The 14733-nt window shown below is 61.9% G+C and carries 14 protein-coding genes and 1 pseudogene; 9 read left to right on the top strand and 6 right to left on the bottom strand.

Annotation, left to right across the window (positions count from 1 at the left end; genetic code table 11):
- Window positions 1-503 (bottom strand): hypothetical protein (locus tag CWO89_RS29080; protein WP_130582027.1); only part of this gene is annotated, 503 nt, incomplete at its 3' end.
- An 835-nt stretch (window positions 504-1338) separates the two neighbouring features.
- On the opposite strand from CWO89_RS29080, the gene CWO89_RS29070 reads away from it, so the two are divergent.
- Window positions 1339-2607 carry an Hsp70 family protein gene (locus CWO89_RS29070; RefSeq protein ID WP_130582028.1) on the top strand — a complete coding sequence of 423 codons (1269 nt, stop codon included), beginning with the start codon at window positions 1339-1341 and terminating at the stop codon, window positions 2605-2607.
- 32 nt (window positions 2608-2639) lie between these two features.
- Window positions 2640-2888: pseudogene (locus tag CWO89_RS29065) on the top strand (GMP synthase (glutamine-hydrolyzing)); the annotation flags it as partial.
- Between the two features lie 208 nt (window positions 2889-3096).
- Here CWO89_RS29065 and CWO89_RS29060 read toward each other — a convergent pair.
- Together CWO89_RS29060 and CWO89_RS29055 are read right to left on the bottom strand one after the other, a co-directional pair.
- A complete protein-coding gene (locus CWO89_RS29060; RefSeq protein WP_130582026.1) occupies window positions 3097-3696 on the bottom strand; it encodes an NADPH-dependent F420 reductase in 600 nt (199 codons plus the stop codon).
- 41 nt (window positions 3697-3737) lie between these two features.
- On the bottom strand, window positions 3738-4472 hold the full coding sequence (locus CWO89_RS29055) for an SDR family NAD(P)-dependent oxidoreductase (protein ID WP_130582025.1): 735 nt from the start codon (window positions 4470-4472) through the stop codon (window positions 3738-3740).
- 288 nt (window positions 4473-4760) lie between these two features.
- On the opposite strand from CWO89_RS29055, the gene CWO89_RS29050 reads away from it, so the two are divergent.
- Window positions 4761-5657: a LysR family transcriptional regulator gene (locus CWO89_RS29050; protein WP_130582024.1), complete on the top strand. Its 897-nt coding sequence runs from the start codon at window positions 4761-4763 to the stop codon at window positions 5655-5657.
- A 297-nt stretch (window positions 5658-5954) separates the two neighbouring features.
- Here the strand turns inward: CWO89_RS29050 and CWO89_RS29045 are convergent, their stop codons facing one another.
- The gene (locus CWO89_RS29045; RefSeq protein ID WP_130582023.1) at window positions 5955-6860 is read right to left on the bottom strand and encodes a LysR family transcriptional regulator; all 906 of its coding nucleotides are present in this window, start codon (window positions 6858-6860) and stop codon (window positions 5955-5957) included.
- Window positions 6861-6985: 125 nt separating this feature from the next.
- On the opposite strand from CWO89_RS29045, the gene CWO89_RS29040 reads away from it, so the two are divergent.
- Together CWO89_RS29040 and CWO89_RS29035 are read left to right on the top strand one after the other, a co-directional pair.
- On the top strand, window positions 6986-7408 hold the full coding sequence (locus CWO89_RS29040; protein WP_130582022.1) for a DoxX family protein: 423 nt from the start codon (window positions 6986-6988) through the stop codon (window positions 7406-7408).
- A 40-nt stretch (window positions 7409-7448) separates the two neighbouring features.
- Window positions 7449-8321, top strand: a complete 873-nt coding sequence (locus tag CWO89_RS29035) for an NmrA family NAD(P)-binding protein (RefSeq protein WP_130582021.1) — start codon at window positions 7449-7451, stop codon at window positions 8319-8321.
- A gap of 484 nt (window positions 8322-8805) precedes the next feature.
- On the opposite strand, the gene CWO89_RS29030 is transcribed toward CWO89_RS29035, so the two are convergent.
- Complete coding sequence (locus CWO89_RS29030; protein ID WP_130582020.1) at window positions 8806-9546, bottom strand: SDR family NAD(P)-dependent oxidoreductase; 741 nt, start codon at window positions 9544-9546, stop codon at window positions 8806-8808.
- A gap of 88 nt (window positions 9547-9634) precedes the next feature.
- Here CWO89_RS29030 and CWO89_RS29025 point away from each other — a divergent pair, with 88 nt between their 5' ends.
- Entirely contained in the window at window positions 9635-10294 is a 660-nt protein-coding gene (locus CWO89_RS29025; RefSeq protein WP_165421384.1) for a TetR/AcrR family transcriptional regulator, read from the top strand.
- A 338-nt stretch (window positions 10295-10632) separates the two neighbouring features.
- Here CWO89_RS29025 and CWO89_RS29020 read toward each other — a convergent pair whose 3' ends face one another.
- Window positions 10633-11607 (bottom strand): LysR family transcriptional regulator, encoded by a 975-nt coding sequence (locus CWO89_RS29020; RefSeq protein ID WP_130582018.1) that lies wholly within the window; start codon window positions 11605-11607, stop codon window positions 10633-10635.
- Between the two features lie 87 nt (window positions 11608-11694).
- On the opposite strand from CWO89_RS29020, the gene CWO89_RS29015 reads away from it, so the two are divergent.
- From CWO89_RS29015 to CWO89_RS29005, 3 genes are read left to right on the top strand one after another with little or no spacing between them, the layout of a single operon-like run.
- Window positions 11695-12525, top strand: coding sequence for a class I SAM-dependent methyltransferase (locus CWO89_RS29015; protein WP_130582017.1), 831 nt, complete (start codon window positions 11695-11697; stop codon window positions 12523-12525).
- 11 nt (window positions 12526-12536) lie between these two features.
- Window positions 12537-13061 (top strand): DUF8737 domain-containing protein, encoded by a 525-nt coding sequence (locus tag CWO89_RS29010; RefSeq protein ID WP_130582016.1) that lies wholly within the window; start codon window positions 12537-12539, stop codon window positions 13059-13061.
- Window positions 13051-14415 (top strand): MFS transporter, encoded by a 1365-nt coding sequence (locus tag CWO89_RS29005; protein WP_130582015.1) that lies wholly within the window; start codon window positions 13051-13053, stop codon window positions 14413-14415. The genes CWO89_RS29010 and CWO89_RS29005 overlap by 11 nt, the downstream gene beginning before the upstream one ends.
- The last annotated feature ends 318 nt before the right edge of the window (window positions 14416-14733 follow it).

Genomic DNA, 14733 nt, shown 5'->3' with positions numbered 1-14733 from the left:
CCAGCCCGGACATGCATAATGCACGTCAGGAAAGGCGAGCGTTCGATGCCGTATGAGAAGGCGAATTGAGCCGTTCTTCGATCTGTAGCAGTCAACTTGAATCGATAGTACCCGGCGTTGGATTCGATTCTGATATCAAACGACGATAGCCCGAACGATTGGACGACGCGTCCAGTACCGTGCTTGATGGTCTGCCCGGTCTCAGGCGGACACCAGCTAAAAAAGGCCTGTTGCGCTTTCCCTTCTTTCAGGGCCACCACTAAATGCCGGGGCACCGTGAACAGATCGCGTCTGTCACCCGGTACGAGCGAATCGAACCTGCCGTGAAAATCACCTTTCTCGATTCGAGATTCGATAGCTTCGACAAAAGCGGATAGCGCCTCGACGGAGATCGTTCTCGGAATCAATGCCATTTGGTCCGGTGCCGTGATCAGGAACTCGGCATACCGTCCGTCCGCATTCGTCTTTGCGACAATTGGCGCAGTCCAACCTTCGCTGCGCATGCTTCGAATTTCCGCCGATTCGCGGGGGTTGCTCCTGAAAAAACCGAACAAGTGGCTCGTACTGGTGTGCTTACAAAATTCAGACTGAGCTGCGATCCTGCCGTGGCACGCGGGAGTGAACAGCGGAGGGATCCGACGAGCGCTGCTGCCGCAAGGAGGCACATCGTACCGTCAAGGATTTTCGCGCCGGCGGCGGACTGCGCGCGCGGATGCGACGAGTTGACGTTTGTCGGCGAGGCAAACCGCGCCTGTGCGGACGTTCTCCATGTGCCGGGCCGGCGGCCGCTCTTTAATTGACATCCAAGCCGAGTCGCCGACGACCTCGTTCCGAGAATCGTGACTCAGTTGGCGGCGGTGAGGTGATCATTTCTCATTAAGGGCGGGCCATCGACTATAGGCGAAAACCCATATCGCGACTAAATTTAGTAAGGGGATCATGAACGCGATCGTCCACCACGGGCTTCGGCCCGCACGCGCCAGAATTTTGCTCACAGGCACGCCATAGATTGCTGCCGCAATGATAACGATGATCCAATGCCAAATACTTAGCGACCCCATGCTTCCCTCAGCCCACGCAATCATCGCCTTGCTAGAGCTGCGGAACGTTTGCGTCAAGCAGGCTCGCTCGACTGTCGACCTGATCGAGGTGCGCAGGCCCGCAAGCAAGACGCCGCGCGGTGATTGCCGGCATGTTCTTTGGTGAGCTATATTAGCGAGGGCGGCGGACAAGCGGCCGTATCTTGACGGTATGCGTGACGGTACTGGTTAAACGCGATGCCGCAAACTCCAATGGTGGCGCGTGATTAGCCGATCAATTGACAATCGAGTGGGAATAATTCACGCCCGCTCGGGAGCGGTTTGCGGTCTGGATTTTGGGACGTCGAACACTACGCTTGGCACAATCATCGGCGATGACCCGGTGTTGGCCACGCTTGAGGGCGATCACGTCACAATTCCAAGCGCAATCTTCTACAAAGCCGGCGCCGGCACCCATATCGGCCGTCGTGCCATCGAAGCGTATGTAGAGGGTGACGCCGGGCGACTGATGCGCAGCCTCAAATCGGTGCTCGGCACGACGCTGATCGACGAGACGACCCGCGTCGGCCGCGCGCGCGTTAGCTTCCGTGATGTCATCGCTTACTATATTGGTGCGGTGAAGCGGCGCGCGGAAGAGGTCATCGGACACCCTTTGTGTCACGTCGTACATGGCCGCCCGGTACACTTCGTCGATGACAATCCGACTGGCGATGCCAAGGCGGAGGCGACTTTGCGCGATATAGCCAAGCAAGTCGGCTTTGGTGACATCTCATTTCAGTTCGAGCCGATCGCAGCGGCGCTTGACTACGAACGTCAAATCGGGACCGAGGAAATCGCGCTGATCGCCGATATCGGCGGGGGAACGTCGGACTTCTCAGTTGTTCGGTTGTCGCCGGAGCGGCATCGCCACGCCGAGCGCAAGGACGATATCCTGGCCAACGACGGCGTCCGCATCGGCGGCACCGATTTCGATCGGTATCTCAGCCTTGGTGTCGTGATGCCGTTGCTCGGCTATCGCTCGGCTATGAAGCGGGAGGATCTGGAAGTCCCGTCGAGCTATTTCCACGACCTCGCGACGTGGTCGAGCATCAACCGCATGTATGACTCAAAAGTCATCAGCGAAATACGTCAGGTGCGTTATGAGGCGAAGCAGCCGGAATTGCTCGATCGTCTGGTGCGGGTGCTCGACGAGCAGCGCGGACACACGCTTGCGATGGATGTCGAAGGCGTCAAGATAGGGCTCTCGGAGACGCCGAAATCCAACATCGCGTTGGAGTGGATTGAGAAGGGCCTGGAAGCCGAGGTACGACGCAGGGATCTGGTCAGTTACACCCAGCGTCTTGCCGACCGCATCGAGGCGCGGATAGACATTTGCCTGAAGCAGGCCGGCCTTGCGGGAGCCGACATCGACGCGGTGTTTCTGACCGGAGGGTCGGTTCAACTGGCCCATGTCCGCAAGGCAATCACGGCGAAACTGCCAGCGGCGCGCGCGATTGATGGAGATACGTTCGGGGCTGTCGGCAAGGGACTGACCATCGAGGCCGCACGGCGTTACGGGACCTCTTAACCTCAGGGGGCTCTCACGCCGGCCGCGAGCCCGTGATGGGCGACGGCCGGACGTACGAATACGTCGTCGGCCTGCGCGCGGTGACCTCGACCGACGGCATGACGGCGGACGTCTATCGGTTCGACATGAGCTTCCTCGGGGCGACGGCGACGCGTATCATCAACGAGGTGAGGGGTGTGAACCGGGTAGTGTACGACGTGACGAGCAAGCCGCCGGGGACGATTGAATGGGAGTACCGTGGAGTAGTATCGGATAGCAGAGGACACTCGAGCGAATCCTAGGCCATCGATAGTAGTAGATAGATTCTAGGCGACCCGCAGATCTGCCGCTCTGTCGGGCGTCTCCCCGCTCTTCGAACGGCGCCCATACGCCGTCAGGCCCACCCCAACCTTCGCGACTTTGTGGCCTTCAAATATTCGGTCGCGCGCTGCTCGAAGAAGTTAGCGCGCGCGACCAGTTCTCAGCGTCGATCACACGGTCGTAGATCGATTACTGCTCCTTCTTGAACAAATCCTGGAAGATGAGCTGGCCCCAAACGCGGCCGCGTGCGTGCACCAGCGCGCCACCCTCGTTGAGCTTTCCCAGCTTGACGGGTGCGAACCCGAGTTGTTTGGCCAAGGCCACCACGGGAGCGGTCGCGTCCTCGTCGTCGCTCGACAGAAAGACGACCCGGTGGCCGCCCTCGACGATCGGATCGGCAGCCAGGGTGGCCGCAATCAGGTGATTGAAACCTTTCACGAACTTGGCGCCGGTGAACGCCTTCGCGACGAAGGCGGAGGACGGGAGACCGTCCAGCTCTTCAAGGGGAACTAACGCATTCATCGCGTCGATGACCGTCTTGCCCTTCCAGCTCGACAGGGCCTTCGCAACCTCGCGATGCTCCCCGAACGGGACCGCCAGGATGATTGTGTCGGCCTCGAGCGCATCTTGCAGCGACTTGGCGACGACCATGGGTCCAATCGCCCGAGCCTGCGGCGCCAATGCCTCGGGCGGTCGGCGGCTCGCGACGGTCACGTCGATATTTTTACGGGCGAAGGCGCGGGCGAGGGCCTGGCCTATCTTACCGAATCCTACAATTGCATAGCTCATAATGCTTCTCCGATCCGTGTTGATATTGATTCCCCGGCCTTTCAGATGGCCGAGAAGCCGCCGTCGACAGACAACTCCACCCCATTCACGAAGCTCGAATCGTCCGAAGCAAGAAACAGCGCGACCGCCGCAATTTCCTCTGGACGACCCATCTTTCCCCGCGGGATCAGGGATTCGAACATCCGCTTCGCCTCCTCGGTGAGAACTTGGTCCTGCATCGGTGTGGCGATCGGCCCCGGGCTCAGCACGTTCACCCGGATATTCCTGCCCTTCAGTTCGTTGAGCCAAGTGCGTGCGAATGAGCGCAACGCCGCCTTGCTCGCCGAATACACGCCGTAACCAGGAAAACCTTTCACCGAGGCAACTGACCCGGTCATGAAGATCGATCCGCCATCGTTGAACAGCGGCAACGCCTTCTGAACCGTAAACAGCGTGCCGCGCGCATTCAGGTTGAAGGCCGCATCGAAGTGCTGTTCGGTAATCTCGCCCAGTGGGACGGCTTCGCCCATGCCGGCGCTCGCGTACAGGACGTCGATCCTGCCCTTTTCCCGCTTGACCGTGTCGAACAAACCGTCGAGGTCGTCGAGATTGGCCGCGTCGCCGCGCACGCCGGTCACGTTCCGGCCAATCAGCTTGACGGCCTCATCGAGCGCCTCCTGCCTCCGGCCCGTGATGAAAACATAAGCGCCTTCTTCAACGAACCGCTTGGCGCTCGCCAGCGCCATGCCGCTCGATCCACCCGTGATGACTGCAACCTTGCCCTCAAGCTTTCCCATGACTTCTCCTTTCGGCTTTCCTCAGTTGCCCCCAAGCATTCGTCCGGGGACGGTGTCGAGGCTGAAATGGGTCCGGCCGCGTCAGGCGTTCAGTGCGGAAGTTCGCACATCGGTGGTGCAAAATCGAACCAGGCGAGCTAGTAACTTCAGCCACGGCATGCGGTGTGCGCGGTGAGCGATGCCCCAGGCGCCAAAGTCGCCGCCCCACTTGTCCGAGGACGAGACGTTATTCGATGGTATTGGGCACGGGCTTTGGAAGGCGCACCCCCGGCGGTGCTGGATTGCACCATGATTGACTGGGATGACGTTCGCTACTTTCTTGCCGTCGCGCGCGGAGGCTCAGTGCGGGCTGCCGCCGAGCGCCTCGATGTGAACCACGCGACCGTGCTGCGACGCATCGCCCAGCTCGAGGAACGCCTCGGGGTGCACATGTTCGAAAAGCTGCCTTCGGGCTACCGCCTGACGGCTGCGGGCGAGGAGGTCCTTGAGTTCGCGGACCAGATGGAAGCGTCGTCGCACCTGCTGGAGACGCGCGTCTTCGGGCGCGACCAGAGTGTGCGCGGGCTTCTGCGGGTGACGCTGGCACCGCCCCTCGCGAACCACCTGCTGATGCCGGACTTCGCCGATTTCGCGCGTCTGCATCCGGACATCGAGATGGACATCTTGTCGTCCGGGGAACTGGCAAATCTGACCAACCGACAGGCCGACGTCGCGATCCGCGTCGTCTACGACCGCAAAACCCTGCCGCTCAATCTTCACGGCCTGAAGGGACCGGAACTGTTCGGCGGCGTCTACATGTCCCGCGATCGACTGGCCGCGTGGCGTGCGGGCGCGCCTGATCCCATCCGCTGGATCGTCATCAGCATTCATGGAATTCCGGATTGGGCCAGCGAGGGTGAGGTTCGTACCACGGGGGTTCCATTCAGGACCAGTGACGCCGGGGCGCAGATCGTTGCTGTACGGCAAGGGCTCGGGATCACGACACTGCCGTGCTTCGTCGGCGATGCCGACCCGCTGCTGGTGAGGGTGCCGGGCACCGACCTGCACATGTACGGAACGGTCTGGCTTCTCACACAGGGGGAGACACGCAAGACGAAGCGCGTGCGGCTCTTCGCGGAGTTCGTATCCCGCAGGCTCGCCGCGTACGCTCCGCTTCTCGCCGGGCTGTCCCTATCGCGCGACTGACGCGCGGTGGGTCGCCGGCGACGCTTGCCATAATCCAGTCGGAAGCCGAGCTGCGATCGCTCCAAGCGAAAATCGCGGTCAATCCCTCGCGCTGCTGACGGTAGTCTTCGGCTATGTCGGCGCTGCGGCGTTGCCAGTGGATTCGAGAAAAGTGGACCGATCGATATTGATAGTCGCTGAAAGCGGCACGGCAGCAAGTGGTCTTCCCGGATATCTATTGCGTGTCGGAGGCTCGGCTCAGTGGCCTGAAATTACTCCACCGTTGACATCGAGTGCCGGACGAAGATGTTCGTCTCGCTATTCCAGATACGGCGTCAGCACATCTTCGATCCATTTCATGAATGCACGGACTCGGCGCGACAGATTGCTCCGATGTGCTACGACGAGGGACACGGCGAGCGGCCGGCGACGAAAATCGGGTATGATCTCCACAAGCGCTCCACTCTCTAAGTATCGGCCAACCCCCAAGAGTGGCGCCTGAATCAGGCCAAGGCCGGCGAGGGCAGCGGCTTCGTAGGTCTGCGCGCTGTTGACGTGTAGCGCACCTGGCAACTGAAGCGTCGCGTAGCTGTCGCCGTCCGGATATTCCCATCCATAGGGTCTTGCGCCCAGCATCGTCGAAAAATGAATTGTCCGATGTTCCTGACGCTGGAGATCTTCTAGCGATCGAGGAACGCCATAGCGCGCCAGATAGGCGGGACTGGCAGCGTTGACCATACGCAACAGGCCCAGCGGGCGGGCAATCAGCGTCTCGTCCCTGATGGGACCAAGCCGCAATACGCAGTCAAATCCCTCTTGAACCAAATCAACTTGCCGATCCGTACTCGACACCTCCAACTCCAACTCGGGGTGAGTCGCCATGAAATCCGGCAAGGCCGGCACGATCGTTGTGCGCGCCACCTCGGTCGGAAGATCGACCCGTAAGCGCCCGCGAAGTACCACTCGATCGCTCGCGAACATTGAGTGCAGATCATCAACTTCAGCAAGAAGATCGCGGGCGCGGGCATGAAATGCGCGTCCGTCCTCCGTCAACTGCACGCTGCGCGTCGTCCGGTGCAGGAGCCTGACACCGACATCTTCTTCCAGCTTCCGGACCGCCGTTGAGGCTCTCCCCTTTTGGATGCCCAGCCTATCGGCCGCCTGGGTGAAGCTCCCCATTTCCGCGACCGTTATGAAAATGAGGATGGGTTCGAGATTCTGCATTTTCGAGCCTTCGCATTGTTCACCGCGTGAGGAACAGTGAGTTCATTTCGTCGGCATTTATCACACGCAGGAGACACAGTAAGTAGGGGGCCTCGAAGACAGGTGACCCTCTCGGAGAACGCCAAGTGTCTGAAACTATGAACCTTCATCAGGCGCCGGAAGTCATGAACTTGCATCGCGCCCTGTGGGCCGGCCGGATAATGACCGCAGCTGTCGTTGTCGCTCTGGTGGCAGACGGCACTATTCAGCTTTTCGCGCCGGCACAGATCGCGAGCATGTTGCAGGAAACCGGGTTTGCGATGGACCTGACCCGTGTCGTAGCTCCGATCATCCTCGCCTGTGCCATCCTTTACGCCGTCCCGGCCACCGCCGTCCTCGGCGCGATCTTGGTGACGGGCTTTCTGGGCGGCGCCATCTGTGCCCATGTCCGCATCGGTGAGTTGGGATCGCCACCGGAACTCATTTCCCTGTTGCTGGGCGCGCTGACATGGGGCGGCCTCTACGCGCGTGATGCCCGTGTCCGGGCCCTTTTGCCGCTCATCCGCTGAACCAACAGGGGGCTCTGCCCCCAAGATCAGGAGAAAACACATGTTTTTAGTAATGGGAATCACGGGAAAAGTTGGCGGCGCAACGGCAGAACATCTGTTGGCGCACGGCAAGGAGGTACGCGCGCTGGTCCGCAATCGCGAGAAGGCGACTAACTGGGTGAACCAGGGCGTGGAAATGGTAGACGGCGATTGGAATGATCCGGCAGCCATCGAGCAAGCGCTCAAAGGCGTCGACGGCGCGTTCGTCATGTTGCCGGCTGTCTGGGCGCCGTCGCCCGATTACAAAGAAGCAAAGGGCGTGATTGCAAACTATGTCGAGGCGCTCACCAAGGCAGCGCCGCCGCGAGTGGTTGCGCTTTCGTCGATGGGCGCGAACAGAACAAGCGGGCTCGGGATGATCACGGCCTTGTCGCTTCTGGAGCAAGGTTTTCGCGACCTGACATCGCCAACCGCGTTTGTGCGCGCAGGTGGATTCTTTGAAAATTTTCTCTACGGCTTGCAGGTCGCCCGGGGCGGAACGCTACCGGTCTACTACAATCCGACAAACCGGAAATCGACCATGGTCGCGACGAACGACATCGGCGCGGAGACTGCAACCCTTTTAACCGGGCCAGCATGGTCAGGGCAGCGCGTCCTCGAGCTTGGTTCGATGGTCAGCGCGGATGAAGTCGCGGAGCAATTGGGTGAAGTCCTGAATCTCGACGTGAAGGCCTTTGCAGTCCCGCGTGCAGGATGGGCGGAAGCGTTCGAGCGATTCGGCATCCCGAAGGGCCACACCGGACCTGCCGAAGAAATGTTTGAGGCCGTGAATGCAGGATGGATGGACCTCGGAGTCGAGGGTACGGAGCACGTAGCGGGTACGACGTCCGCACGCGATGTATTCGAGGCCGCGCAGAACGCCGCCAAGGCGTAAGCCGCAGCGGCGGCATGCTCGCGTAGCCGACCCTTTTACGGGTTGATGGCGTCAAGCGATCAGTCGGACCAAGGATCAGCGCAGAAAAGCTGGGTTGGTGCTCAGCCGACGGGAGTTGACGGGCTCGAAGCGCCTAACAGGTGAGTTTGCTTTGACAGTGGCCTCAGGCAGGCCTTGTGGGCCTAGTTCAGGTTTTGCAGCTGCTGCGCGGCGGTCGCCGTGTCACGGCATCGTGCAGCAGCTCTGCGACGCTTTCGAGGTCCCGGGCGTTAATCGCCGCAATGTAGTGACCATAGAACTCCTTGAGGTCCGTATTTGACATTAGAGCATGATCCGGAAAAGTGGACACCGGTTTTCCCTCGCGACAAACGCGAAGCGTTTGCGCTGAGATCATGCTCAAACAAAGAGCTAGAGCGCGATGACGATTCGAAGAAAAGTCATCACGCTCTAGTCTGCTCCTTTGTTGCAATCAGTTTGCGGGCCTTCAGGCCAACAGCCCACCATCGACGTTCACGATGGTCCCAGTGATCTGGCGGGCGGCGGGACTTGCGAGGAAGGCGACGGCGGCGGCGATATCCGCAGGCGCGCCATAACGGCCCAACGGGATGAGGCTGCGCTGGAAGTCCGAGAACTCACCGTCCGCGGGGTTCATGTCAGTGTCGGTTGAGCCCGGCTGGACCAGATTAGCCGTAATGTCGCGTGGCCCAAGCTCGTGCGCCAGACCGCGGGTGAAGGACTGCAGCGCGGACTTGGTCATGAAATAGACCGTACCGGTCGCCCCGACGATGCGCTCTGCGCCGGCGGAACCGATGGTGATCACACGGCCGCCCGCGCCAAGGTGGGGGATGGCCGCTTGCGTGACGAGTACGGGGCCGCGGACGTTGACTGCGAGAAGCGCGTCGATGTCGTCCACCTTGAAGTCGGCGATCGTATCGTAGAGCGCGATGGCGGCGTTGTTGACGAGAATGTCCAGCCCCCCCAACGCTCCGACGGCCTCATCGACGGACCGTCTAATGGCGACCGGATCGGCGCTATCGGCCTGGATGGCTACGCCACGGCGGCCATGCCGCTCGATCGACGTCACCACCGCTTGGGCGCGCTCGGTGGCGTGCTGAAAGGTCAGGGCGACGTCCGCACCGTTCTCAGCGAGCACGAGCGCGATGGCCGCCCCGATCCCCCGAGAGCCACCGGTCACAAGTGCCCGTTTTCCGGCCAAACTGATCATCATTCGTCCTTTTATGTAGTGATCGTTGCATATTTCATATTTCCTAGAATCGTTGCGCAGGGGCGTCAATATGTTTATGTAGTGATCGATGCAAAAAAAGGATCAGTGCTCATCAGAATGCGCACGCCGTGGACGTGGTCGGCCGCGCGCGTTTGACCGTGAAGCCGCGCTGGCGCAGGCAATGAAGCTGTTCTGGATCAAGGGCTACGAGGGGACTTCGGTTGCAGACCTAACGGAGGCGATGGGCGTGGGTTCGACCAGTCTCTATGCCGCCTTCGGCTCGAAGGACGAGCTGTATGCCGAAGCGCTTCGCTTCTACTCCGCGACCTATGAGGACTTGGTCCTAGGGCGGTTTCGCAAGGCCGCCACGGCGCGCGACGCGGCGCTGGCGTACCTGCGAGACTCCGCGGCTGCAATGACGGGATCGGATTGCGACCTGCCTCACGGATGCATGGTCACGCTGGCGACGGTTGGAAGCGATGGCCACACCGAACTGGGCGACCTGATGCGTACGGCACGGGGTGGCGCGTTTGATGTGCTCACGGCTCGTTTGGAAAAGGGCGTCGCAGAAGGGGAGCTGCCAAAATCTCTCGATGTCGCCAAGCTCGCGAGGTTTCTGCAAACTGTGCAGAGCGGGATGGCGATCCGAGCCCGTGACGGCGCCGACAGGGCCGAACTCCAGGCTGTAGCCGAGATTGCCATGGCTGGGTGGGACGGTATCGTCTCCAGCGAGCGTCGGGCGGATTAGTTTTCCGCCTCAGCTCGAAGCGCTGAGGCGGAAAGCGTAATCAGCCATTCCTCGCACCAACCATGGTGGGTTACACCTTCTCTCTTCACGCGTTGAGACGATGGACGCCGGTACTCGGCTAACTATCCTAGACAGCTCGGGCATGTCGTGCCGCGAGAATGCGGACGCGCACCCCCTCACATACTCCCCGTCATGCCCCGCGAAGGCGGGGCATCCAGTATCCCGCGGCTTCTCGGTTCAAGCTCTGACGCCTCTGGAATACTGGATCGTCCGGTCAAGCCGGTGATGACAGCGGAGAGCTGTTTGACAATTGCATCAGAACCCACCAGGTCGCCGGGTCAACTGCTGTTCGCACGGTTGAGCTTGCGTGATCCCCTCGCGATCGTGCCGCCGCGCGGCACATCAGCGCTCTCGCTTTTCACGTGCTCGATGAATGCCCGCAGTTTGGGCAGGACCTGACGTTTCCCTGGATAGTACAGAAAGACCCCCGGCACGGTGACGGCGAACGGCGTCAGTAGCGCTTGCAATTGGCCTTCAGCCATTGGCGCTCTGGCAAGCGGACCGGGCAGTTGCGCGAGGCCCAAGCCTTGTATCGCCGCTTCGAGGAGTGTGGGGTAGTCGTGGGCAATCAGCGGTCCCGAGACGATCGCCTCCACCGTCCTGTTGCCGTCGACAAAGGGCCAGGGCGCAATCGACCCGTTCGAGCGGCGCATGCGCAGGCAGGCGTGGTCTCGCAGATCGTCGATGCGCTCCGGCTGTTGCCGTCGCCGCAGATATTCGGGGCTGCCGACGACCACCCACGGGAACGGCGGCGTCAGCCGCACCGCGACCATGTCGGCGGCGATGAACTGGCCCAGCCGGATGCCTGCATCAAAGCCTTCGGCCGCAAGGTCGACCAGCTCCGCGCTTGCGGCGATCTCCACTTCGACTTCGGGGTAGGTCCGGCAGAAGGATGCGATCAGCGGCTCCAACAGAAACGGCACCACCGCGCGCGGCACTGAGAGGCGCAATAGTCCGGCCGGGCGCTGACCCAGCTCACGTGCGACCTCGCTTGCGGCCACGAGCTCGGCGAAGGCGGGCTTCGCGCGCGAGATGAACCGCTCGCCGGCTTCGGTCAGACCGACGCTGCGCGTGGTGCGGACGAACAGCGCCGCACCGACGCGCGCCTCCAAGGCGCGCACGGCCTGGCTGATCGCCGATGGAGTGACCCCGAGTTCCGCGGCCGCTTTGCGGAAGTTGCGGTGTTGCGCGACACTCAGGAACGCCTCCACGCCGTCGAGCGCGCCGTGCCTGACTGTGAAGTTGTGCTTCATGGCTCATCGACATTATCGCGGATAGTCGCTCGCCGGAAGCGGTCGTATTTATTGTGGTGCGACCTGACGCTTTACGGGAGTCTTGCAATGACCGACGTCCTCGATGGCGTGCGCGATCACTATCGCGCGACCGGCCTGACCGAGCGGCTGAAGACGGCCCTCATGGCCTTCGGGCCGGAGAAACAGCGGCTGATGCCGCAGCAGCTAGCCGCGCTCGACCAGTTTCACACCCGCGGGCTCGCGGCGACCGCCGAGCTTGCCAGGTTGGCTGGAATTGCCGCCGACATGTCGGTCCTGGACGTCGGTTCGGGCGTCGGCGGGCCGGCGCGCTTTTTGGCTGCGACCCATGGCTGCCGGGTGACGGGCGTCGACCTCAGCGAGCCATTCGTGGATGCGGCGCGCTATCTGACCGAGCGAACGGGGCAGGGTGAGCGGGTGTCGTTTGAGACCGCCAGCGCGCTGGACCTTCCGTTCGACGACGGCCATTTCGACGTCGTGCTGTTGCAGCACGTGGCAATGAACATCTCCGATCGGGCGCGGCTCTACCGCGAGATCCGGCGCGTGCTGAAGGCAGGCGGCAGGTTTGCAATCTACGATGTCGTGCTGAACGACGGCGAGCCGCACTATCCCGTTCCCTGGGCACGAACGCCGGCTACAAGTTTTCTTCTGACCGCCGCCGCGACGCGCGAGGCGATTGAACCAGCCGGTTTCCGCAACGTCGCATGGCGAGACGACACAGAGGCCGCCAAAGGCTGGATCGCTGAGTTGCGTGCGTCGGGTCCGCCGCCTTCGCCCAATCTCGGCGTGGTGATGGGGCCGGACTTCGCGCAGCTTGCAGCCAACTTGGGACGAAACTTGATGGAGGGCCGGGTCGGCATCCTGAGCGCAGTGTTCGAGGCCGCGTCGGTCAACACCTGATAGGAGGTCCAATGTCTCCGGCAACCGTTTTCCAGATACATCTCGTGATGGGCTACGTCCCGTGGCTGCTTTGCTTCGGCGCGTATGTGTGGCCCAAGCTCAAGGCGATGGACCAGGTCGAGGCGCAACGCGCCATCGCAACCCTGCACAGCTTCCGCTTCTTCGGCCTCGTCTTCCTCGTTCCCGGCGTCGTCGGCCCCAATCTGCCGGCTGGCTTCGCCACCTTCGCCGCCTACGGTGACCTCGCAACCGGGGTGCTGGCAATCATGGCGCTTGTCACGGTCAACATACGTCCGCTGTTTTGGCTGTTCGTCGTCGCCTTCAATCTCGTCGGCGCGGCCGACATCATCGTCGACTACTACCACGGCAACGCGGTCGGCCTAGCGGCGCTGGCGGGGGAGTTGGGCGCCACTTACGCGATCCCGATCATCTACGTGCCTGTGCTGATGATCACGCACGTCGCTGCATTCTATTTGTTGGCGCGTGGTCAGGTCCGGGCGGCTCGCACTCTCCCGAGCTGGTCCAATGCGCGCTAGCGACCGCAGCCGCGCCTGGATCGTGGTGGTGCTGCTCTTCATGTTCATGGTGATCAATTTCGCCGACAAGGCGGTGATCGGGATCGCCGCAGTGCCAATCATGCAGGAGCTGCAACTCGGCCCGCGCCAGTTCGGGTTGGTCGGTTCCAGCTTCTACTTGCTGTTCGCAGTCTCGTCAGTCGCGACCGGCTTTCTCGTCAACCGGGTACAGACGCGCTGGGTGCTATTGGCGATGAGCTTCATCTGGGCGCTGACGCAGTTTCCGATGATCGGCTCGGTTGGGTTGGAAACCCTGGTGGCATGTCGCATCGCACTCGGGATCGGTGAAGGTCCGACAGCACCGGTGGCGCTGCATTCCGCCTACAAATGGTTCCCCAACGAAGTGCGCACCCTTCCGACTGCTGTCATTCTGCAAGGCGGGGCGATCGGCGTCCTGGTGGCATTGCCGCTGCTGAACTGGATCATTGTGCGTTGGACCTGGCATTGGGCGTTCGGCACGCTCGGCCTGGTCGGCCTCGTTTGGTGCGCGTTGTGGCTTGTCTTCGGCCGCGAAGGGGCGTTGGACACCGAGAGCGCAAAGCCAAAGGAAGCAGCGCAATCGTCCCTACGGGTCGGCTACGCGCAATTGCTGCTGAGCCCCACGATCTTGGCGTGCTGGGCGGCGTCGTTCGGGGCCAACTGGGCCCTGTCGCTGGCGCTCTCGTGGCAAGGCGCTTATCTGGCCAAGGGTCTTGGCCTTGCGCAAAGCTCGATCGGTTTCCTGGGAGCGCTGCCCGCTGGTGGCAGCGCGGTCGCGATGCTTGCGACCGGCTGGCATTCGCAACGCCTGCTGTCACGCGGCGTATCGAGCAGAGTGGCGCGCGGCATCCTCGGCGGATTGAGTGTCGTCCTTGGCGGCGCTGCGCTGGCGCTGCTGCCGTACGTTCCGGGCATCCCCGTCAAGATTGCCCTGACAACACTCGGGGTGGCGCTGCCTTCGGCGATCTACATCATCAGCAATGCCGTCGTTGGTGAAATCACTCCGGTAGCGCAACGGGGCGCACTGCTCGCGATCGGCACCGCAGTTGCGAGTTCAGCCGGTCTGCTCGCACCCTATGTCATGGGCAGTGTTATTGAGAGCGCCACGACACCGCTCGACGGGTTCAACACCGGCTTCTTCATGTGTGGGGTCATTATGCTGGTGGGTGGCGTCATCGCCATCGCGTTCGCAAATCCCGAGCGCGAGGCAAAACGGCGGTCGAGGCGGGGCCGGCCGCTCACGCATGCGCAGGCGGAGAAATGGATTCCGGGCTCGATGCGGAGCCTGTCACCGGGCCGCGCTTTGCGCGGACCCCGTGGCATCACCCCGGAATGACAAGCGTGGATTTGGCGCGCGGCGTACGACAAATCAACCCGACGGGCAAATCACCAAAAGTCTGTCTATCCCATCTCGCAAAAATAAACCGCTTAACCCGTCGGGCAAATCATCGCTATGACTCCGCGCGTCTCACGGCGGATGAGGGGCGGGTCGCGATCGTCACGAACGTTGCGGTGGGATGCGGTGGACGAGGGTGTAGCGACTGACGAGCGTGGCACTCGCGGACGGCGAAGTCGTGTGGTCTTGGCGCCCCGACGCTGGCGCTAAGCTCGCGAGCAGCAAGAGCTGCCGCGGGTGACGGTGGCAAAAGAGCCC

Source organism: Bradyrhizobium sp. Leo170 (genome assembly GCF_004296405.1).
Taxonomy (GTDB): Bacteria; Pseudomonadota; Alphaproteobacteria; order Rhizobiales; family Xanthobacteraceae; genus Bradyrhizobium.
The sequence above is the reverse complement of the archived record's forward strand: the minus strand, read 5'-3'. Positions and strand labels throughout refer to the sequence as shown.